16 protein-coding genes and 1 pseudogene are annotated in these 20,743 nt (G+C 63.6%); 10 read left to right on the top strand and 7 right to left on the bottom strand.

Annotation, left to right across the window (positions count from 1 at the left end; all coding sequences use genetic code 11):
* Positions 1–19 precede the first annotated feature (19 nt).
* Genes A9J21_RS08890 through A9J21_RS08880 form a run of 3 tightly spaced genes read left to right on the top strand, consistent with a single transcriptional unit; the run spans position 20 to position 3,098 of the window.
* Positions 20–1,078: a 3-keto-5-aminohexanoate cleavage protein gene (locus A9J21_RS08890; RefSeq protein ID WP_066734206.1), complete on the top strand. Its 1,059-nt coding sequence runs from the start codon at positions 20–22 to the stop codon at positions 1,076–1,078.
* A 30-nt stretch (positions 1,079–1,108) separates the two neighbouring features.
* Positions 1,109–2,101 (top strand): tripartite tricarboxylate transporter substrate binding protein, encoded by a 993-nt coding sequence (locus A9J21_RS08885; RefSeq protein ID WP_066734203.1) that lies wholly within the window; start codon positions 1,109–1,111, stop codon positions 2,099–2,101.
* Positions 2,102–2,123: 22 nt separating this feature from the next.
* Positions 2,124–3,098, top strand: coding sequence for a zinc-binding dehydrogenase (locus A9J21_RS08880; protein WP_066734200.1), 975 nt, complete (start codon positions 2,124–2,126; stop codon positions 3,096–3,098).
* On the opposite strand, the gene A9J21_RS08875 is transcribed toward A9J21_RS08880, so the two are convergent.
* Together A9J21_RS08875 and A9J21_RS31450 are read right to left on the bottom strand one after the other, a co-directional pair.
* A complete protein-coding gene (locus tag A9J21_RS08875; RefSeq protein WP_066734197.1) occupies positions 3,085–4,155 on the bottom strand; it encodes an AraC family transcriptional regulator in 1,071 nt (356 codons plus the stop codon). The genes A9J21_RS08880 and A9J21_RS08875 overlap by 14 nt on opposite strands.
* Positions 4,156–4,438: 283 nt before the next feature.
* Positions 4,439–5,020, bottom strand: a complete 582-nt coding sequence (locus A9J21_RS31450; protein WP_066734195.1) for a hypothetical protein — start codon at positions 5,018–5,020, stop codon at positions 4,439–4,441.
* A 211-nt stretch (positions 5,021–5,231) separates the two neighbouring features.
* Here A9J21_RS31450 and A9J21_RS08865 point away from each other — a divergent pair, with 211 nt between their 5' ends.
* A complete protein-coding gene (locus tag A9J21_RS08865) occupies positions 5,232–5,489 on the top strand; it encodes a hypothetical protein (RefSeq protein WP_066734192.1) in 258 nt (85 codons plus the stop codon).
* 70 nt (positions 5,490–5,559) lie between these two features.
* Here A9J21_RS08865 and A9J21_RS08860 read toward each other — a convergent pair whose 3' ends face one another.
* From A9J21_RS08860 to A9J21_RS08850, 3 genes and pseudogenes are all read right to left on the bottom strand, one after another.
* Complete coding sequence (locus A9J21_RS08860) at positions 5,560–7,701, bottom strand: PQQ-dependent dehydrogenase, methanol/ethanol family (protein ID WP_082926317.1); 2,142 nt, start codon at positions 7,699–7,701, stop codon at positions 5,560–5,562.
* Between the two features lie 154 nt (positions 7,702–7,855).
* Positions 7,856–9,334: pseudogene (gene styD / locus A9J21_RS08855) on the bottom strand (phenylacetaldehyde dehydrogenase StyD).
* Positions 9,335–9,439: 105 nt separating this feature from the next.
* Positions 9,440–10,435, bottom strand: a complete 996-nt coding sequence (locus A9J21_RS08850; protein WP_082926316.1) for a helix-turn-helix domain-containing protein — start codon at positions 10,433–10,435, stop codon at positions 9,440–9,442.
* Positions 10,436–10,815: 380 nt separating this feature from the next.
* Here A9J21_RS08850 and A9J21_RS08845 point away from each other — a divergent pair, with 380 nt between their 5' ends.
* From A9J21_RS08845 to A9J21_RS08820, 6 genes are all read left to right on the top strand, one after another.
* Positions 10,816–11,343, top strand: coding sequence for a hypothetical protein (locus tag A9J21_RS08845; protein ID WP_066734183.1), 528 nt, complete (start codon positions 10,816–10,818; stop codon positions 11,341–11,343).
* Between the two features lie 66 nt (positions 11,344–11,409).
* Positions 11,410–12,225 (top strand): DUF2092 domain-containing protein, encoded by an 816-nt coding sequence (locus A9J21_RS08840; protein ID WP_066734181.1) that lies wholly within the window; start codon positions 11,410–11,412, stop codon positions 12,223–12,225.
* 10 nt (positions 12,226–12,235) lie between these two features.
* Entirely contained in the window at positions 12,236–12,763 is a 528-nt protein-coding gene (locus A9J21_RS08835) for a hypothetical protein (RefSeq protein WP_066734177.1), read from the top strand.
* 72 nt (positions 12,764–12,835) lie between these two features.
* Complete coding sequence (locus A9J21_RS08830; RefSeq protein ID WP_307188105.1) at positions 12,836–13,543, top strand: hypothetical protein; 708 nt, start codon at positions 12,836–12,838, stop codon at positions 13,541–13,543.
* A 174-nt stretch (positions 13,544–13,717) separates the two neighbouring features.
* Positions 13,718–15,418 (top strand): aspartate-alanine antiporter, encoded by a 1,701-nt coding sequence (gene aspT / locus A9J21_RS08825; protein WP_066734175.1) that lies wholly within the window; start codon positions 13,718–13,720, stop codon positions 15,416–15,418.
* 198 nt (positions 15,419–15,616) lie between these two features.
* Positions 15,617–17,125 (top strand): aminotransferase class V-fold PLP-dependent enzyme, encoded by a 1,509-nt coding sequence (locus tag A9J21_RS08820; RefSeq protein WP_066734172.1) that lies wholly within the window; start codon positions 15,617–15,619, stop codon positions 17,123–17,125.
* Between the two features lie 232 nt (positions 17,126–17,357).
* Here A9J21_RS08820 and A9J21_RS08815 read toward each other — a convergent pair whose 3' ends face one another.
* Entirely contained in the window at positions 17,358–20,033 is a 2,676-nt protein-coding gene (locus A9J21_RS08815) for an excinuclease ABC subunit UvrA (protein WP_066734171.1), read from the bottom strand.
* Positions 20,034–20,123: 90 nt separating this feature from the next.
* A complete protein-coding gene (locus A9J21_RS08810) occupies positions 20,124–20,588 on the bottom strand; it encodes a hemerythrin domain-containing protein (protein WP_066734169.1) in 465 nt (154 codons plus the stop codon).
* Positions 20,589–20,743: the final 155 nt, after the last annotated feature.

Here is a 20,743-nt window from a genome sequence, read left to right as displayed (position 1 = left end):
GATTACCTGGAGCATCGACATGCATTTTCTCGACGGTCACCTCTTTCCCGAAAACCAGCCGCCCCTGATCATCACTGCCGCGCCTTACGCCCCTGGCTGGGTGCCCTCCGACTTTCCCGAGGACATTCCGCTGACGATGGACGAACAGATCCAGAAAGCCGTCGATTGCTATGACGCCGGCGCGACGGTGCTGCACTTGCATGTGCGAGAGCTCGACGGCAAGGGCAGCAAGCGGCTGTCCAAGTTCAACGAACTGATTGCCGGCGTACGCGAGGCGGTGCCGGAGATGATCATCCAGGTGGGTGGTTCGATCTCGTTCGCCCCAGAAGACGAAGGGCAGGCCGCCAAATGGCTGTCGGACGATACCCGCCACATGCTCGCCGACCTGGACCCCAGGCCAGATCAGGTGACGGTGACCGTCAACACCGCGCAGATGAACGTCACCGACCACGCCGAGGATGCCGACTTCCGGGGCACCTCGCGCGAGGACATGGCGCTGTTCAATGCCTACAAGAACATGACCGTGCCCGCCAATCCCGGGTGGGTGGAGGAACACGTGCGGCGCCTGACTGCCGCCGGGATTCAGAGCCAGTTCCAGTGCTACAACATCAACAGCTTCGAATCGGTCGAGCGATTGATGCGCCGGGGCTTCTACAAGGGTCCGCTGGTCCTGAACTGGGTCGCCATCGGGGGTGGGATGGATACGCCTAGCATCTACAGTCTTGCCAACTTCATGCGCGCCGTGCCGGATGGCGCGGTGGTCGCGGTCGAGAGCAACGTGCGAAACGTGCTGCCGGTCAATGTGATGGGGATCGCGATGGGGCTGCACGTGCGGTGTGGCACCGAGGACGTTCTCTGGAACCCGACGCGCACCGCCAGGCAGGGCACTGTCAGCCAGATCGAGCAATTGGTGCGTATCGCGCGCGAGATGGGCCGGGAGATCGCGACGGCCAGGCAGGCGCGCGAGATCTGCCAGATTGGCGTGTTCCATGACTCCGTCGAGGAATCCTTGCGGGCCAATGGCTTCGCCCCGAACCGCAACGGGGGCAACCAGGGCTTCCTGCACAAGACGCAGTGACAACACGCAGCCGATGACAAGGAGACCGTCATGCAACACTGGATCATCCATGCGCGCCGCGCGCTCGGGCGGGCGGCCGTGCTCGGCGCGGCGCTGTTTGCCGCAAGCGCTGTCCATGCCGCCGACTGGCCAACGAAGCCGGTGCGGATTCTGGTGGGCGCGCCGCCCGGAGGAACCGCAGATATCATCGCCCGCCTGCTAGCCCACGCATTGCAGCGTCCCCTCGGGCAACCGGTGATCGTCGACTACAAGTCGGGGGCCGCCGGCACCATCGCGGTCCAGACCATGCTGTCGGCGCCGCGCGATGGCTACACCTTCCTGCTTATCCAGAAGGGCATTGCCTCGGAAGTCCCGCTGGCCATCAAGGTGTCCTACGACCCGTTCCGGGATATCGTGCCCATCGCGCAGCTGACGCGGCAGGGGCTGATACTGGTTGGCAACCCTGCGCTGCCTGCCAGGAGCCTGGCCGAACTGGTCAGCCATATCAAGGCCAACCCGGGAAAACTGGACTACGCGTACTTTGGCATCGGCCTGCGTGGTCAGACGATTGGCGTGCAGTTCAACCAGCTGGCGGGTCTGGATACCGGCGCCGTGAGCTACAAGGGATCGCCCCCGGCGCTGCAGGACGTCATGGGAGGGCAGGTTCCGCTGATGTTCGACGGTCCGGCAACCTCGTTGCCGTTCATCAAGGCGGGAAAGCTGCGTGCCTACGCGGTCGCCTTTCCAAACCGGATATCGGCGCTCCCCAATGTGCCGACCTTCTCTGAGCTGGGCTATCCCGAACTCAATGAGGTGGGATGGATGGGGCTATGGTCCGCCCCGGGTGTGCCACCCGCGGTGGTTGCCAGGATGCGTGATGCGACGCTCAGCGCGCTGCAGTCGCCGGAGCTGCGACGCCAGATCCAGGATCTTGGCATGGAGGTTGGCACCGCCGCGACCCCCGACGAGCTCGCCGCGGATGTCCGGGCATCCCATGAGCGCCAGAGCAAGCTGTTGCGCGCCATGCATTTCACGGCGCAATGATGGTGGAGCAGGAGGACAACGAATGAAAGCAGCACGTGTATTTGCGGGCGCCGATGGTGGCCGGCTGGCCGTCCAGGACATCGCCATGCCCGTCCCGGGCCCTCATGAGATGTTGATTCGCGTTCGCGCGTCGGGCATCAATCTAGGGGAGATCAAGTACCTGCGCGAACACCGGATGGGCGACCCGATGACGGCGGGCGTCGAATTTGCCGGTGAAGTGGTGGAGGTGGGCGATCAGGTTGACGGCTGGCGGGCAGGGGACCGGGTGATGGGGCATGGCCGTGGCTGCCATGCCCAGTACGTCGTGGCATCTCCGCTCGCGCTCATGCCAGTGCCGGACGATGTGTCATGGGTCGATGCGGCGGCGTTCCCCAACGTGTTCATCACCGCCCACGATGCGCTGGTGAGCAATGGTGAGCTGAAACCGGGCGAAACAGTGTTTATCAATGGTGCGTCGGGCGGCGTGGGCATGGCGGCGACGATGACAGCCAGGGCGTTGGGCGCCGGGTGCGTGATCGTTTCGTCGCGCTCGGCGCAGAAGCTCGAACGCTTGGCCGCGTTTGGCGCCGACGTGGGCATCGACGCTTCGCGCGACGTCCAGCGCGAGTCCATCATGGCGGCCACGGACGGGCGCGGCGTGGATGTCATCATCGACACCATCGGTGGCACGGTGTTCGAAGAGAACGTCAGCTGCCTCGCGGTGAAAGGGCGCCTGGTCAACCTTGCGCGGCTGGGTGGGGGCCAGTTCGGACGCACCGATATCAACCTGCTTTGGCTGAATCGGCTCAAGCTGATAGGGGCTACATTTCGCACACGTACGGAGTCCGAACGCCTTGCGTGCATCCAGGCGTGTGCGCGGGATCTGATGTCGCATTTTCGCGCGGGCCGCCTCCGGCTGCCCATCGACAGGACGTTCCGGCTGGATGCCATCGCGGATGCGTACGCGTATCTGGCACGCAGCCAGCATATGGGAAAGATTGTCCTTACGGCCGACTGATGGCGGGAGCGGGGCGGCGGCGAGGGCCGGTGGCGCCGGTCGGCGCCTGCGCTTGCCCCTGCCGGCGCCATTGCGTAACGCTGCAGCCAAATTCGGCGCGGAACCAGTGGCTGAAGCTACTCTGGTTCGAGAATCCCAGCAGGCTGGCGATTTCGCCAATCGGCTGGTCGCTCTCGGCAAGATGGCGCATCACGAGTTCCGAACGCACTTCATCGAGCAACTCCGAAAACGTTTGTCCAGCGGCACTCAGATACCGATGTAGCGTGCGGCGATCTACGCGCAGGTGGCGCGCAACCTGTTGCGCGGTGCACCGCCCGCCCGGGAGCAGCGCCATGATCAGTTCCCGGCAGGATTCGCGCGTGCCGCCACTGCGGTTCCGTAGTGCGGCTTCCAGATAATCGCGCGCGAGTTGCGTGGCGCCCGAATGGTCTGGGGTGCGCGGTTTCTGAAGGTCGGCGGTTGCACACACCAGTCCATTGAACGGCTGATTGAACATCGGCTTGCGGCCAAAGAACGCCTGGTGTGCGGTCACGCTGGCCGGGGCGCGATGGGTGAAACAAACCTGCAACGGGCGCCACTGCGGGCCGATCAGTTCGCGCAGGATGCGAAACATCATGCCAACGGCCAATTCCATGGCCTGGCGTGTCGCATGACCGGGAGTTGGCAGCAAATCCTCGCGAATGATCACCGTCTGGCCCACGTCCTCCACATGCGTGACAAGCGACGTGCTCAGCAGCTTCAGGTACCGGCAGAGCGTGTCGAGCCCCTGGCGCGGGGAGGGCGCCTCCTTCAGCACCAGGCTGATCGGCCCCAGGTTGGAGAACGTGCGGCGTGCGGCCATCTGCAACGCGAAGTCCTCCATGCCGGTCGCGATCACGGTGGCTTCCAGCAATTCGCGCAGGGCGCTGCTTGGAATCAGGGTCTCGGGATCCTTCAGCAGCCGTGCCGAGAGGCCGGCCCCGCGCAGCAGGGCCGCCGGATCACGGCCGAGCGACTCCACCAGCTCGACGTAGCCGCTGAGCGTGGCGCTGCGGACGAGCCGCCCTACGTTTGACATGGCGTGACCCCCACATGGTCGGACGGACGAGAGTATGCATCAACTCGTGATCCGGCTCACGCGGGTCGACGGCGACCGGCATCCATCCGGGGATAAAAAATGCGATTAACCGCCAGGCATATCAATCGCCAACGTGCGGTTCCCGGTAACACCGGCCTGCAGAAGCGGGGGCTATGGAGTGACCGCGTCGGTAGCGGCCAGCGGTGCACCGGAGGGGACGGACTGGCGCAAGAAAAAAATAAGGGCGGCAGATGCCGCCCTTATCCTGGACCGTGTGCAGCGTTTAAGCCGATGCGACCACGGTTTCAACTGCCGGTGCCTGCACCGTGGCGGCGGGCTTCACGCTCGTTGCCTTTGCGCGGCGGACCTTTGCGACCGGCTTCGCGGCGGCCTTTGCAACCTTGGGAGCTGCTGCCTTGGGAGCTGCTTTCGGGGCGGCCTTCGGAGCTGCCTTCACAACCTTGGCCGGCTTCGCGGCCTTGACGGCCTTCGTCGGCTTGGCAGCGGCCTGCGGCTTGCTGGCTTTCTTCGAGGCCGCAGCCTTCACCACCGGCTTTGCCTTCGCTTTTGCCTTGGCGGCTGCTGCCTTTTCCTTGGCCGCTGCAATCTTTTCCTTGGCTGCGAGCTTTTCTGCAGCATGCGCAGCGCGTGCCGATTCCTTCAGCTTCTTCAGATCAGCCGCCGCCTTCACGATGGCCTTCTTGCCGGCAGCAACCTGCTTTGCTAGATCGGCGCGAAGCTTGTCGAGTTGCTTCTGGGCAGCCTTCACTTCGCGATCAAAGGCGCTTGCCTTCTTGGCGGGTGCTGCGGCGACTTTCTTCGGTGCACGTTTGGCTGCGGTTGCTGCGACTTTCTTGATGGCCATGCTGGTAAAACTCCGTAGATTGGTTTTCGACGGAGGCGGAGTGTATCAGCGAACAGTTGAGGCGACTATGTGTGCATGGCAAATTTGTTGTGCCCGGCGCAGAAACCTGCCGTGAATCTGACGCCTTGAAAATGGTAGGCTGTCAGCACGGGGCCGGCTCAAGCCGTGATGATGACCGGCCTGAACCGGGGCGACCCAAGGGAGAATCGACATGGCCAGGAAAACCGACGAACAGGTTGCCGCAGAAATCGCAGCCTTGAAAGAACTCCAGCCATTGCTGCCGCAGAGGGCTCGCCAGGCCGTCGATGCGGCTCTGAAGGTGCTCGAAGGCGACCTGTCGCACGACAGCGTCTACGAAATGTTCGAGGAAGGCAGCGAGGAGTTCGAAGACGCCTTTGCGGCGCGCCTGTGGCGTGACGGTGCGTCTGGCAGCGAGGCGCTATCGGTACTTTACAGAGAGCTGATCTAGCGAGCGGACGGGCGGACAGTCGCGCCAGGTACGTACGGCAGCGCAACCGCCCCCTCGCTTTCGGCCTGGCTTACTTGAGCCCGGCCTGTGCCTTTGGCCTGACCGAATCAGCGGTTCCCTGGATAAACGCCTTGATTTTCTCGACATCCTCGGGGGTCAGCTTGCCGGTGAAATCCGGCATGCCGCGCGCCATGAATGGCCCCTTGAAAACGATCTTGTCGAGATTTTCGATCATGCCCGCACTGACGAAACCAAGGTTCGGGATGTTGCCGCCGCGGTCCACGCCGGGCACGCCGTGGCACATGACACAGCTGCTGACATAGAGTCCAGCCCCGTCGTTGACCTTGGCCGGGTCGTACTTCACCCCTTGCAGGAGACCGTCGCTACGGTATTGGACGAAGTCAGGCAGCTTCGCCTTGGCGCCAAGTGCAAACGTGTAGACAGTGCCAGGGCCCTGGCGATCGGTGGCGCGCTGGGCCAGCCCATACACGCCGCCCCAGCCTACGGCAATCGAGATGTATTGCTTGCCGTCCACCTCGTAGCTGACCGGCGCCGCGATCACGCCAGTACCGGTCGGGGTCTCCCAGAGTTTGTCGCCGGTCTTCGCGTCGTAGGCCGCAAAACGCCCATCGGCCGATCCCTGAAAGACCAGATTTCCCGCCGTGGTCAACGTCCCGCCATTCCACGGAGACACCTGCTCCTGCGACCAGACCACCTTTTGCTGGACCGGATCCCACGCCAGCAGCCGGCCAAACGGATTGCTCCTGGGCGGCTCGGCGTTGAGGAACTTGGCCGTGTTCCAGCCTGTGTTGCCGCCCGGCTGCATCGGTTGTGCGCCATTGAAGGTCCACGCCTTGTCGTCCATCAGGTTGATCGGCACATGCTGGGCAGGCAGGTAGACCAGGCCTGTCACCGGGTTGAACGACATGGGGTGCCAGTTGTGGGCCCCGTATGGCCCCGGAATGGCGTCATAGGGCTTGTCGGTCGAACGTGACTCGGCGATCTCTATCGGCCGTCCGTTCTTGTCGTAGCCGCTGGCCCAGTTCACATCGACAAAGTTCCTGGCGGAGATAAATTTGCCGTTGGTGCGGTCAATCACGAAGAAGAAGCCGTTCTTCGGTGCGTGGAGGATGACCTTGCGCGGCTGGCCATCGATGGTCAGGTCCGCCAGGATCATGGGTTGCGTCGAGGTGTAGTCCCAGTTGTCGCCCGGCGTCTCCTGGTAGTGCCATTGATATTTGCCAGTGTCCGGATCGAGCGCCACGATCGACGCCAGGTACAGGTTGTCGCCACCGGCCGGACTACGCTTGCTGCGCGACCAGGGCGAGCCGTTGCCCGTGCCGATATACATGAGGTTCAGTTCCGGATCGAAGGTCATGGAATCCCAGGCCGTACCACCGCCACCGGCCTGCCACCATTTGCCTGCCGGGTCCCAGGTCTTTGCGGCCCGTTCCATCGATTCGTCCTCGAACGGTTTCGAGGGATCGCCCGGCACGGTGAACCAGCGCCATTTCTGCTGCCCCGTGTTGGCATCGTAGGCCGTGACGTAACCACGCACGCCATACTCGGCGCCGCCATTGCCAATGATGACCTTGCCCTTGAACACACGTGGTGCCCCGGTGATGGTGTACGAGAACTTGCGGTCAATGATGGTGTCCTTCTCCCAGAGCTTGCGCCCGGTGGCGGCATCCAGTGCAATCAGCCGGCCGTCGTAGGCGGCCACGAAGACCTTGCCCTGATAGAGCGCGACGCCGCGGTTGACCACATCGCAGCATCCGCGATAGCCCAGCGCGCGGTTCACCTTGGGGTCGAATGACCACAGCCGCTTGCCGGTACGCACGTCGACCGCGTGGACCACGCTCCAGGATGCCGTGACGTACATCACGCCGTCGACAACCAGCGGCGTCGATTCCACGCCGCGCGTCGACTCGAGGTCATACGACCAGACGAGGCCCAGATCCTTGACGTTCTGGCGATCGATCTGGCTCAGGCGGCTGAACCGCGTTTCCGCATAGTCCAGGCCGTAGCTGGGCCAGTCGGGGGTCTTGCTGGCATTGGCCTGGATGAAGTTGCCGTCGACCTTGGCGGTTGCCGTGCGGATCCGCGCCACCGGCGTAGCGGTTGCGCTGCGGGTCGAGCGCGCCGTTGGTGCATTTGGTGAATCTGGTGCGGTTGGGGCAGGGGTGGCGTACGCCACGGATGTGGCCAGCATGCTCGCCGTTATCGTAATGGCGCAGAAATGCAAACGGGGCCGCTTCGCGCGTTGCGTCATCTTGTCTCTCTCCTCAAGGTTCTTCTTGTGCTGCGTTTCTTGTTGTTTCGAGGGAGAACGGCCCAGCCGCCGCCCCCCGCGTGCTGCCATGCTCTCAGTACGCCATGCAAACCGACTTCAATTCTGTATAGGCCTCGATGGCCGAACGGCCGTGTTCGCGGCCGACGCCCGACGCCTTGTAGCCACCAAATGGCATGTTAGGGTCGACGACGTTGTGGCAATTCACCCAGACCGTGCCAGCCTCGATCCCATCGACCAGCCGCTGCACGGCGCCAAGGTTGTTGCTCCAGACGCTGGCGCCCAGTCCGTATTCGGAGCGGTTGGCCGCCACCAGCACGGCATCGAGATCGTCAAACGGCATGGCGACGACCACAGGGCCGAAGACCTCCTCTCGCACGATTTCAAGGTCACGGCTTGCACTGTTGGCGACGACAGTGGGTCGCACGAAGTAGCCATCGCGCTCGACACCGGCGCCGCCTGCCACGATTTATGCCCCTTCCCGCCGGCTGGTGGCAATCATGCCCACCACCTTGTCGCGATGGCGTGCTGAGACAAGCGGTCCCATCTGGCTGGCCGGGTCGAGGCCAGAGCCCAGCACCATGGCGTCGGCCACCTTGGCAATGCCTTCCACGACGTGGTCGAAGTGGCGGCGTGACACATACAGCCGCGAGCCGGCCGTGCAGACTTGCCCCTGGTTGAAGAAGATCGCCGCCGACGCACCCTGGATGGCTGTGGCCGGGTCGCAATCGTCGAGGACGATGACCGGGCTCTTGCCGCCCAGCTCGAGCGACACGCGTCGGATATCCTGGCCGCAGCGCGCGCCGATCAGGCGTCCGACCTCGGTGGATCCCGTGAAGGTCACCTTGTCCACGTCCGGATGGGCGACCAGTGCCGCCCCGGCGACACCGTCGCCCGTCAGGATATTGAGGACACCGGGCGGGAAGCCCGCTTCCAGCGCCAGTTCACCAAGCCGGATAGCGGTAAGCGGGGTCTCCTCGGCTGGCTTGAGCACCACTGTGCAGCCGCAAGCGAGTGCAGGGGCGATCTTCCAGACGGCCATCAGCAGCGGGAAGTTCCACGGCACGATCGCGGCGACCACCCCGACCGGCGCGCGCCGCGTGGAAGCGTTGTAGCGGGTGCCGGGCGGGAAGGGCATGGAAATCTGGAAAGTCTGGCCGTCGATCTTGGTGGCCCAGCCCGCCATGTATCGCAACCATTGGGCGCTGCCGCCCACGTCGAGGCCATGCGCGAAAGCCAGCAGCTTGCCGTTGTTCAGCGTTTCCAGCCGAGCCAGTTCGTCAGCGTGCTGTTCAATCAGGTCGGCCAGTTTGAGTAGCAGCCGTTCGCGTTGCGCCGGGAGCATGCCGCGCCAGGCGGCACTGCGAAACGCCTGGCGGGCACTTGCGACCGCGGCGTCGACGTCGGCGGCGGCGCCGGTCGGTACATGGGCGATCTCCTGGCCGGTGGCAGGATCGAATACCGCGAATGTCTCGCCTGAGGCGGCTTGCCGCCATTGACCATCGATCAGCATCGCGCTACGGATCCCGGGGCGCGTCTCGTGCGGTGCATTCATGCTTGTCTCCTGTCGTCGTGAGGATCGACAGAAGTTAGCAACGGCCCGGTCATGCATCTTGTCTGTGCGTGCATACTGCTTGTCGCGCAGTGCACGCGCGCGTGGCTAAGGGTGTTGCAGTGCAATATTCCCGGCGCTCTTGCGCAGGCGCCATTGCGACGGCGTTACGCCAAACCTTTCATGAAACACGCGACTGAAATGGGCGGCATCGGCAAACCCCAGCCCGAACGCGATTTGCGTAATGCTGCCGCTGGCCTCGGCTGGGTCGGAAAGGCGTTGCGCCGCGCGGTCCAGCCGACGTGACTGAATATAGGCGTGTGGTGTCTGCCCGAAATCCCGGAATACGTTATAGAGCGTGCGGCGCGACACGTGGAAAGCCGCAGCAAGACGCAGTGCGGACAGTTCGGGATCGTGCAATTGCGCGTCGATATATTCGACCATGGACCGCACACGGCTTTTGCCCACGCGCTGATGCGCGGCAGCGCCGTCCGGCTCCATGGCCCCATGCAGTGCCGACTCCACCAGCGCCACCATCGAATCCTCCAATACGGCCTGGGCACGGTGGTCAAGTTGATGTCCGGCGATGGCATCGTGCAGCAAGCCGCCGAGTGCAGAGGCGGCGATTCGTGCGGTACCCATGCCGGGGAGGGCGCTGCCGCATAGTTCACGCGTTGCAGCCTGCCAGCCAAATCCGCGTGTTTGCGGCACGAGCAGTACCAGCGCGCGGCAGCCTTCCTCCATGTCGACACTGTAGGGCTGTGCGGTATCGTAAATGGACCAGTGTCCAGGGAGCAACGCCGCCTCGCGGCCGCGCTGGGCAATCACGCTGCGGCCGCTCAATTGCCAGAATATCTTGAAGTATCCGGCGTCAGACGCTTCGGCATGTCCGCGCCGGCGGGTAACGCGATGCGCCCCCACCTCGATGTCACCCACCACGCTTTCAGCGAAATGGGCCAGGTTAGCGCGGCCGTAAAAATGGCCGCCCGCGGGGCGAGAGCAATCGAGGGGCAGGAAATTGGTGCTGATCGCTTCGCCCCATTCGGCGAAGCTCGCCGCGGTCAGGGACACCGGAGACTGCAATGGGCTTTGCACTGCGCGCATCCTGGGCTCCTCCACGAAAAAGGCGGGTCAACCTGGCGACGCTAGAGCCTAATGCAAAGGCACCCTGCAGACAATGGGAACATTACCCGAGATCGCCATATCAAGGAAAGGGGCGCGATCGAATAGCGCCAATCCCACGCGAAGGGGGCCGGCATCATTTTCATTAAGCGCTTTCCAATTGGTGCGGTGCCTGATGCTGCACAGGCGTGGCATTTCTCGAAACAAATAAGAACCGTTAACAGAATCATTCACTTCCGCCAGCTTTGGGTAGCTGGAAGTATGCGTGGGGGTTCGAGTCTGAAAGGCGAACCCGGTGCCGCGTCGCAGCAAGCATGCGTAGCGCAGGGGCGGCAAGCCGCGAGGGTGGGGGAGGCCAGCAGATGAGCGATGTCGTCGCAACGATCAAGCACGAATTCCTGGAGATGTTGCCGCCCACCATTTTCTTCCTGGTGGCGCTTCATATCGTGGCGGTGATCCGCGCATTGATGGTCCGCAGCAGCGGCATCGAACTGGAGACATCGGCGTCGATCCTTCTTGCGGCGTTGATCCTCGGCAAGGCGGTACTGATTGCGAACATGATGCCGTTTATCAACCGGTTTCCGGACAAGCCGCTGATCTGGAATGTTGGCTGGAAAACGCTGATCTACATGCTGGTGGCGCTGCTCGTGCACTACCTGGAGCGGCTGTACGAATACTGGAAAGAAGCCCCGAGCCTGGCCGCCGCCAATCACACGCTGCTGGTCGAAATGAACTGGCCGCGCTTCTGGGCCATCCAGATCCTGCTGCTGACCCTCATCTTCTCGTACTGCGTTATCGCCGAGATCGTCCGTGTGGTGGGTCGCGAGCGGTTCAGGCGCATGTTCTTCGGACCGCTGCCGCAAGGATCTGGATCGCGCGCACTCGATTGAACAGGGAAGGCCGCGCATCGCCGAGCGGCCTGCCACCAACGGCTGTACATCGCTTGGAGTGTATTCATGGCACGCTTACCGGTACTTGGTTTGCTCGCTGTTGCCCTGACGGCCTGCAGTAGTGCACCCCCGTCGCCAGCCAAGGCGCCGGAGAATCCGCCGGTCGCCGCCGCGGCGCCCGCCGCCCAGGCGCCGGCGCCGAAGCCCGACGCCAATGCAGTGGACCCGGCGGTCATCAAGGCATTGCAGGACATGGGCGCGAGCCTGCAGTCCCTCAAGCAGTTCGAGGTCGGTATCAGCCTGACTGGCGAGCGCGTACTGCAGGACGGGCAGAAGCTGCAGCACACCGCGATCGCGGATCTGGACGTCGTTCGGCCCAACAAGCTGCGTGCGACGATGCGCAGCGCCCGTCTGCAGCGTGACCTGATCTACGACGGCAAGACCGTGACGCTCTACCAGCCTGAGCAGAAGTACTACTCGCAGGCCCAGTTCAGCGACAACCTCAACACACTCGTGGATCGATTGGGCGAACGCTACGGCATAGAAGTGCCGTCTGCGGACCTGTTCCTGTGGGGTACGCCCGCCGCCCCGGTCGATAACATCGAATCGGCGATGAACGCCGGACAGGACTTTATCGCTGGCGACCTGTGCAACCACTATGCGTTCAGGCAAGGTCAGTTCGACTGGCAGATCTGGATTTCTGCTGGCCCGCGCCCGCTGCCGCGCAAGCTGGTCATCACGAATCGCTCGGACGATGCACGGCCGCAGTCGGTCACGTACTACAAGTGGAACCTGAATGCGAAGTTTGGCAATGCCACCTTCGCATTCACGCCGCCGGCGGGGGCCAAGGCCGCCGAGTTCGTTCCCCTGAAGTCCCGTTAAGGAGCCCACGATGACATACGCATTCGGCAAGCATTCCCTGGTTTGCGTGACGGCGCTCGTCCTGGCCGCGTCGGGGTGGGTGACTACGGCGGAAGCCCGCCCAGGTGGAGGTGGCGGACGTGCGGGGGGCGGCGGTGGCGGGCATATGGCAGGTGCGCATGCGGGAGGTGGTGGTGGCGGCGGGCGTCAGATCAACAACAGCCATGTGGACGCGCGAGCCAACAACGTACGCAGCAACAGCGTCAACAGCGTTAACACCAATCGCAACGTCAACGTCAATTCGAACCGCAACGTGAACGTGAACGTCGACAACCATGGTGGATGTTGCGGATGGGATAACGATTACCACCCGGTAGCGACGGCCGCGGCAGTCACGGCGACGGTGGCCGTGACATCGGCAGTGGTCGGTTCGATGGTCCGATCGGTGCCGCCCAATTGCGCGCCCGTGAACTACGGTGGCATGGTGTACCAGCAATGCGGCGGTACCTGGTATCAACCGCAGGGATCGCAGTACGTAGTCGTCAATCCGCCGTACTGAGAGTGAGTTTGACTGGGTGACGGGGCAAGACCAGCGCGCTTCGGCACGGACGACGACGTACTGTGAGGATGTATGCACGATTTGATTCGCCATCCCGCCATTCTGTTCGTCGTACTGTTGCTCTTCATGGGTGGCGCCACGGCAGTTGGGGCGCTCGTGCTTCGCCGCATCTGGCCAATTCCCAAGGAGAACCGGGATGACTTCAATATCATCCAGGGCGCTACCCTGACCCTTCTGGCGCTGTTGATCGGGTTCACGTTGTCCATGGCTGTGGGCCGATACGATCAGCGGAAGAATCTGGAAGAAGAAGAGGCAAATGCGATCGGCACCGAGTATCTCAGGGCGGAACTGATGGCGGCCGACGCGACAACCATCAAGAAACTGCTTGCCCAATACCTCGAACAGCGCATTCACTATTACCAGACGCGTGACCGGGAGAAGGTGCAGGGAATAGAAAAAAGGACTGCGCGAATCGAGGCCGAGATGTGGCGGGTCGTGCGGGACGCCGCTGGCGCCGCCCCCAATCCCATCAGCGCGCTCGCCGTGACAGGCATGAACGATGTCATCAATTCGCAAGGCTATACCGAGGCAGCCTGGCTGAACCGCATCCCCGTCTCTGCCTGGGGGCTGATGATCATCATCGCGTTCTTCAGCAGCCTGCTGCAGGGATACGGCATACGCGCGGAAGGAACCAAGCTGTTTCTGCTGTTGATCGTGCCATTGACGGTGTCGCTTTCGCTATCCCTGATTGCGGATATCGACAGCCCGCGCGTGGGCTGATTCGTGTCGTGCCTCAGAACCTGCTAAGCGTTCAGGCTTCCATGGAAGCCCAGTGACGCGGGACTGGCCGCGCTCGATCGTACGTTTGCGGCCGGCGCTGTTGTGGGCGACCGCTATTCGGCCTCCGTATCAGCGTGGGCCGCCCGATGACGCCGGCTTACCGTGGAGTCCGCAATGAGCGCAGCGTTCGACTGGTTCCAGCACGTACTTCATTTCCATCCCGAAGTCACCTTCTTCCTGGTGCTGGGCCTGGGCTATGCGCTCGGCAAGCTCAAGGTTGGCACCTTTACGCTGGGCGCTGTCACCGGAACGCTGCTTGCAGGCGTATTGATTGGTCAATTGGGCCTCAAAATCTCGGGTGAGGTCAAGCAATGCTTCTTTCTGCTCTTCCTGTTTTCCATTGGATTTCGCACCGGTCCACAGTTCTTTCGCGGGCTGCGTAGCGATGGCCTGCAACAGGCGCTGCTGGCGGCGATTGTCGCCACGACGGGCCTGGTGGTCGCGTTCGTCGTAAGCCAGCTCTTCGGCTACCAGGCGGGTACCGCAGCGGGTGTGGTGGCCGGATCGTTGACCGAATCGGCCACCATCGGGACGGCGAGCGACGCCATCTCGCGGCTGGCCCTTTCCGAAGCCGATCGACAGGCCTTGACGAACCAGATACCCGTTGCGTTCGCCGTCACCTATCTGGTGGGCGTGATCGGCGCGGCGTGGATCCTTGGCCAACTCGCGCCCAGGTTGCTCGGCGTCGATCTTCCAGCGGCGTGCCGGGAGCTGGAAGACAGCATGGAGGGCAACGCCACGCAGGCCATCCCGAGCCGGCGGGAGTTCGAACTGCGCGCCTACCGTATTGCCGACGATTCGCCGCTGACGGGGGCAACGATCGCCGAGCTGGAAACGGCCATGGGCGACGAACGTCTGTTTATAGAGCGTCTTTTCCGCGATGGCGTCATGACAGACGCCGCTCCGGAAACCGTTCTGCGTGCTGGCGACGTCTTCAGCGTGTCCGGCCGGCGCACCTTGCTGGTTGAGCGAATGGAAGGCCCGCATGCTGGTTTGCGCGAAATCGATGATCGGGCGTTGCTGGATGTGGAAGTGGAATCGCTGGACGTGGTGATCACCGCCAAGGCGATCGACGGCCGCAGGCTCGGTGATCTGGCCCGGGAAGAGGGCGCGCGCGGCGTATTCGTGCTGCGTGTCTCGCGCGCGGGCACGCAGATATTGCTCTCGCCGGACACCATTCTTAACCGTGGCGATGTCCTGTCGCTGGTAGGTAGCGTCAAACGCGTGGATGGCGCGGTCGGGAAGATTGGCGTGGCCGACAGGGCAACCAATGCGACGGACATGGTGCTGGTGTCGCTGGGCATTGTGGCCGGGGCGCTCGTGGGCATCCCGGCGCTTTCCATTGGCGGCATCGAGATCGGCCTTTCGCTTAGCGTGGGGGTGCTCCTGGGCGGACTGGTGTGCGGCTGGCTGCGATCGGTGCAGCCGCGCCTCTTCGGGCGTATTCCGGGTCCGACGCTGTGGGTATTCGAGTCTATCGGGTTGACTGGTTTCGTGGCGATCGTAGGCCTGAATGCCGGACCCGACTTCGTCAAAGGTCTGCAGTCGAGCGGCTTGTCGCTGCTGCTTGCCGGAGCACTGACAGTGAGCGTTCCCATGCTGACGGGCATCTTCGTCGGCCACAAGCTCATGAAAATGCATCCGGGCGTCATGCTTGGCGTTTGCGCCGGGGCGTCGACCGCAACGCCCGCGTTGGCCGCGGTACAGGAAGCTGCGAAGAGCGCGGTGCCGACATTGGGCTACGGCGTTGCCTATGCTGTCGGCAACGTGCTGCTGGCGCTGTGGGGGACCGTCATCGTGGCGCTTGTATCGTGATGGCGCGGGCTGGAGGCCTCGGGGACAGGGGTCGCCATAAGGTCACTGCATCTGCCAGCACGCTCGGCTAACGGGAAAATATTCTACAGAAATATCGTTCAATAGCATTTCATGCTAACGCCCCCCTCTGTCGTCGATGGATTTTGGAAGTAACTTTCAGTGCGTTCGTCGTAGGATTTCATCCCTTCTGAAGGATGAATGATGAGCACGGACACTCTGCGGTACTTCGATTACGCTGCAACCACACCGGCTGACCCTCGTGTCATGGAGGCGATGTTCCGCTGCCTGGGGGCCGACGGCGTCTTCGGAAACCCTGCGTCGAACTCGCACGCTGCAGGACTGAAGGCAAAGGATCTGGTGGAGCACGCTCGCGCCCAGGTCGCTGCGCTGATTGGTGCAGAGCCATCGGAGATTGTCTGGACGTCCGGAGCGACGGAGTCGAACAATCTGGCGCTCAAGGGTTTTTTCGAGCACGAGCCGACGCGGCGCCATCTGGTCACCAGCAAGCTTGAGCACAAGGCTATTCTGGACACCGCGGCGTACCTTGAGCAAAGCGACGTTTCCGTTTCCTACCTCGTGCCGGATCCGTCAGGCGAGATTTCGCCGGCCGCAGTGGAAGCGGCCTGCAGCCATGGCACGGGCCTTGTTTCGTTGATGATGGTGAACAACGAGATCGGCACCCTTACCAACATCGCTGAAATCTCGCGTGTCGTCCATGCGGCTGGCTCCCTGCTTCACGTGGACGCGGCGCAGGCGGCTGGCAAGACCGCGATTGACGTAAAGGCGATGGGCATTGACCTGCTGTCGATGTCGGCACACAAGCTCTATGGCCCGAAGGGCATCGGTGCGCTCTATGTGAGCCGCGAAGTGGCACCGCGCATAGCTTGCCAGATGCATGGTGGCGGACACGAGCAGGGGCTGCGCTCTGGCACCCTCCCCACGCACCAGATTGTCGGCATGGGAACGGCCTGCGAACTGGCGCGGACGGAAATGGCGTCGGACAACGAGCGCATCACGCAACTGAGCGAGCGCTTGCTGAGTGGTGTGCGCGCGACGGGCGCTGTCACGCAGAATGTCAGCGCAGCAGTCCGCATTCCGCATACCCTCAGTCTGACTGTGGCGCTGCCCAATTTCTTCCCGTTCATGCTGGCTGATGACCTGGCCATCTCCTCAACGTCGGCCTGCAATTCGGCGGCAGGCAAACCGTCTCACGTGCTGACATGCATCGGACTGGCAGCGGATTCAGCGGAGCGCACGGTTCGCCTGAGCCTTGGACGTTTCACAACGGAGGCAGACGTGGATTTTGCGGTCGACTGCTTCCACAGGACCATACGGCGCTGCCTGGAAGTGCGCGCGGGCCGACAGGAAATGCAGATCAGGCAGCTCTCTGACGACGTGAGCGTGGCGCCACAGCTAAGCGGAGCCGACGTTCGCACGGCGCATGCGATCGGGTTCCGTTCCATCGTCTGTAACCGGCACGATGGAGAGGCTGCCGGCCAGACCCAGTTCGCGAGCATTGCGGAGGTTGCCAGTTCGCTGGGCATGGCCGTGCACTACCTGCCTGTGGAGTCGGGTGATGTCACTGCCGAAGCTGCTGCGGCCTTCGGTTTGCTCGTGGCGGACCTGCCGAAGCCCGTACTTGCGTACTGCCGTACGGGAACCCGTTCGGCTGCGCTGTGGAAATTGGCAAGCAGCAGGCAAGGCTGACAGGGCGGCCGGCACAAGAAAGCCCGGCGATGACGGCAGCGCCGATGCCGGAAGTCGAACCGGGGCGGCGCCTGCATGAAAGCAATCCTGGCACGGAAAAAACGCCCGATTTTGTAAAGCGGAACCGGGGCGGTTTTGAATCATGCAGGCCACCATGCCGGGCATGGAATCTGCACCCGCTTTCGTCCACACGCAAGACACTGGAGGAGGCCGGCAATGCGCGACATTCGGCTCAGCCCAACTCGGCGGCGAGGTAGGCCGCGGTCACGCTGGTTTCGGAGGTAGCGATATTGGCCGGAGGGCCGCTTGCCACGATGCACCCTCCCTCGTCGCCAGCGCCTGGCCCGATGTCGATGACCCAGTCGGCTTGCGCCACGACGCGCATGTCGTGTTCGACCACAACCACGGTGTTTCCAGCATCCACCAGCGTCTGCAACTGCACGAGCAGGCGGTCCACATCCGCGGGATGCAGGCCATTGGTGGGTTCGTCGAGCACGTACAGCGTGTCGCCGCGCTGAGCGCGCTGCAATTCGGTGGCCAGCTTGATGCGCTGTGCCTCGCCACCCGACAGTTCCGTGGCCGGCTGCCCGAGCCGGAGGTAACCGAGGCCGATATCGCGCAAGGCCGTCAGGGCCCGCATCGCGGGCGCCTCGTTGGCAAAGAATTCGCAGGCTGCGTCGACGGTCAGGTCAAGCACCTCGGCGATGTTCCGGCCCTGCCAGGTGATTTCCAGCGTCTGCGGCCGGTAGCGCGTGCCATGGCACGCGGAACATGGCGCGTAGACGCTCGGCAGGAATAGCAGCTCCACGCTGACGAAGCCTTCGCCTTCGCACGTCGGGCAGCGCCCTTGGGGCACGTTGAACGAGAAACGGCCGGCCGTGTAACGCCGCTTGCGCGCGGCCGGCGTTGCGGCGAACAGTTTGCGGACGTGGTCGAACAGCCCGGTGTAAGTGGCAAGGTTCGAGCGGGGCGTGCGGCCAATCGGCTTCTGATCCACCCGCACCAGCCTGCGCACCGTCTCCATGCCGCCAGCGATACGGCCCTCGGTCGGGGCATCGGTCATCGCGAACAGCGGGTCACGCTCTTCGTCGGCATCGCCGTCGTCGACGCGGCCCAGATGGCGGTTCACCAGTTCGGGCAGCGCCTGACTGATCAGGCTCGACTTGCCCGAACCCGAGACCCCAGTCACTGCCGTGAAGCAGCCAAGCGGGATTTCCGCATTCACGCGGTGCAGGTTGTTGCGCGATACATGGGCCAACTTGAGCCACCCGCCCGGTTCGCGCGGCGCACGCTGCTCCCGCTCTGGCGTGCCAAACAGGTAGGCCGCGGTGCGCGACGCCGAGATTCCGGCGAGGCCGTCCGGCGGCCCGCTGTAGAGCACGTGCCCGCCATGCTTGCCTGCGGCGGGCCCTACATCGACGATCCAGTCGGCCTGGCGCATGGTCTGCGTATCGTGCTCCACGACAAACAGCGAGTTGCCAGCCGCCTTCAGGCGGCGCAATGCCACGAGCAGCGCCTCGCCGTCGGCGGGATGCAGCCCGGCCGAGGGCTCGTCGAGGACATAGACCACACCGAACAGTTGCGACGAGATCTGCGTGGCCAGACGCAGCCGCTGGAGTTCGCCCGACGACAGCGTCGGCGTGCTGCGGTCGAGCGACAGGTAGCCCAGGCCCATATCGATCAGCGTGGACAACCGTTCCATCAGTTCCTGCGCGATGCGTTGCGAGGCCAGGCGCTTCTCGTCGGACAGGTTGGGCGTGCGCCGCACATCGGGGGCGGCCTTGTGCGCCGAGCCGCCGGCCGCCACGCGCCGCGCCGTGTCTGCGCGCGCCGCCTTGCGGCTCAGCACGGCAGTGGCGCCGGCAGGGCCGGGCGCTTCGCCTTGCGCGATCGGACGCATGATCTCTGCCACGCGGGCCAGCGGCAGGTGCGTGAAATCGCCGATGTCGAGCCCCGCGAACTTCACCGACAGCGCCGCTTTCTTCAGGCGCTTGCCGTGGCATGCCGGGCAATCGCGCCCGATCATGTATTGCGCCACGCGCTTCTTCATCAGCGCGCTCTGCGTGGTGGCAAAGGTCTGCAGCACATAGCGCCGCGCGCCGGTGAAAGTGCCCTGGTAGCTCGGCTCCAGCTTGCGCTTGAGCGCGGCGCGCACCTCGCGCGGCGTGAAGCCGGCATAGACCGGCACGGTGGGCTGCTCTTCGGTAAAGAGAATCCAGTCGCGATCCTTCTTTGGAAGGTCTCGCCAAGGCGTATCGACGTCGTAGCCAAGCGTGACGAGGATGTCGCGCAGATTCTGCCCATGCCAGGCCGGCGGCCAGGCCGCTACGGCGCGTTCGCGGATCGTCAGGGACGCGTCAGGGACCATCGATTGCTCGGTGACATCGTATATCCGCCCAAGTCCATGGCAATCCGGGCAGGCACCTTCCACGGTGTTGGGGGAGAAATCCTCGGCGTACAGCATCGGCTGCCGCGCCGGATACGTCCCGGCGCGCGAGTACAGCATCCGCACCAGGCTAGACAGGGTGGTGACGCTGCCCACCGTCGACCGCGCGTTCGGCGTGCCGCGCTGCTGCTGCAGCGCCACCGCGGGTGGCAGGCCCTCGATGCTGTCGACCTCCGGCACGCCCACCTGATCGATCAGCCGCCTTGCATACGGTGCGACGGATTCGAAGTAGCGCCGCTGCGCCTCTGCGTAGAGCGTGCCGAAAGCGAGCGAGGATTTGCCAGAGCCCGATACGCCGGTGAACACCACCAACGCGTTGCGCGGGATATCGACATCGACATTCTTGAGGTTGTGCTCGCGCGCGCCTCGCACGCGGACGAAGTTGTCCTCCGCAGCAGGCGCGGGCTCTGCCTCTGACTCGGCGCTGTCCGGCCGCCGACGTGGTCGCGTATAGTCTGTCATTTGCACCTTCAGTTGTACAAATTGCTGGCGCGAGCCATATGCGCCCGCGAACTGCGCCCACCGTCGTCACATTGATTCTCGACGTTCGCCTTAAGCCGGCTGGCCCGTAAGTTCCGCCTTGCGGGCCTCGAGCTGCTGTGCCACTTCCGTGAGATCAACCTTGGCCCGAATCACTGCCGGGAAGAGCTCGTTTTCCTCTTCCTCGACATGGTGGCCCACATATTCGGCCAGTACGGTGTAGTTCGCCTCCAGCATCTTGCTGTTGCCAGATTCAATCTTGGCGATCAGGTCCTTCGCAACACCGTGCTCGACCGTGGCTTCATCAAGCATGCCGTCGATCTTGTCGCTGGCGCCGCGCAAGGCGGGGTAGAAGATCTCCTCTTCGATCTGCGCATGGATTGTCAACTGCTGGCAGGTCTCGGATGCAATCGACTGCTTTGCGGCGTCGTCCTTTGCATCCTCGAAGGCCTTGAAGAGTTTCTTGACGCTGCGGTGATCATCCAGCAGCAGGGACAGCGCGGCGCGCTGTTCGACGGGTACTTTGGATTTGTCCATGATGTCTCGGGTTGTGGGGTTGCTTGGGGCAGAGACGGGCCGACCACGGTCCGTCCAGCCAAGGGGCAGCAAGACGCATTCCAGCCCCCACCGAGGGCCTGGGGACTCGCTCCAGCGGTTCACAAGTCTGCCCCGTGCGGATAGTCAGGCCCTTT

This window comes from Cupriavidus sp. D384 (assembly GCF_001652915.1).
GTDB lineage: Bacteria > Pseudomonadota > Gammaproteobacteria > Burkholderiales > Burkholderiaceae > Cupriavidus.
This window is presented reverse-complemented; position numbering and strand designations above follow the sequence as displayed.

Coding starts and splice junctions, on each gene's coding strand:
- A9J21_RS08890 (WP_066734206.1), top strand. CDS start 20: ATGCATTTTCTCGACGGTCACCTCTTTCCCGAAAACCAGCCGCCCCTG.
- A9J21_RS08885 (WP_066734203.1), top strand. CDS start 1,109: ATGCAACACTGGATCATCCATGCGCGCCGCGCGCTCGGGCGGGCGGCC.
- A9J21_RS08880 (WP_066734200.1), top strand. CDS start 2,124: ATGAAAGCAGCACGTGTATTTGCGGGCGCCGATGGTGGCCGGCTGGCC.
- A9J21_RS08875 (WP_066734197.1), bottom strand. CDS start 4,155: ATGTCAAACGTAGGGCGGCTCGTCCGCAGCGCCACGCTCAGCGGCTAC.
- A9J21_RS31450 (WP_066734195.1), bottom strand. CDS start 5,020: ATGGCCATCAAGAAAGTCGCAGCAACCGCAGCCAAACGTGCACCGAAG.
- A9J21_RS08865 (WP_066734192.1), top strand. CDS start 5,232: ATGGCCAGGAAAACCGACGAACAGGTTGCCGCAGAAATCGCAGCCTTG.
- A9J21_RS08860 (WP_082926317.1), bottom strand. CDS start 7,701: ATGCTGGCCACATCCGTGGCGTACGCCACCCCTGCCCCAACCGCACCA.
- A9J21_RS08850 (WP_082926316.1), bottom strand. CDS start 10,435: ATGCGCGCAGTGCAAAGCCCATTGCAGTCTCCGGTGTCCCTGACCGCG.
- A9J21_RS08845 (WP_066734183.1), top strand. CDS start 10,816: ATGAGCGATGTCGTCGCAACGATCAAGCACGAATTCCTGGAGATGTTG.
- A9J21_RS08840 (WP_066734181.1), top strand. CDS start 11,410: ATGGCACGCTTACCGGTACTTGGTTTGCTCGCTGTTGCCCTGACGGCC.
- A9J21_RS08835 (WP_066734177.1), top strand. CDS start 12,236: ATGACATACGCATTCGGCAAGCATTCCCTGGTTTGCGTGACGGCGCTC.
- A9J21_RS08830 (WP_307188105.1), top strand. CDS start 12,836: ATGCACGATTTGATTCGCCATCCCGCCATTCTGTTCGTCGTACTGTTG.
- aspT (WP_066734175.1), top strand. CDS start 13,718: ATGAGCGCAGCGTTCGACTGGTTCCAGCACGTACTTCATTTCCATCCC.
- A9J21_RS08820 (WP_066734172.1), top strand. CDS start 15,617: ATGATGAGCACGGACACTCTGCGGTACTTCGATTACGCTGCAACCACA.
- A9J21_RS08815 (WP_066734171.1), bottom strand. CDS start 20,033: ATGACAGACTATACGCGACCACGTCGGCGGCCGGACAGCGCCGAGTCA.
- A9J21_RS08810 (WP_066734169.1), bottom strand. CDS start 20,588: ATGGACAAATCCAAAGTACCCGTCGAACAGCGCGCCGCGCTGTCCCTG.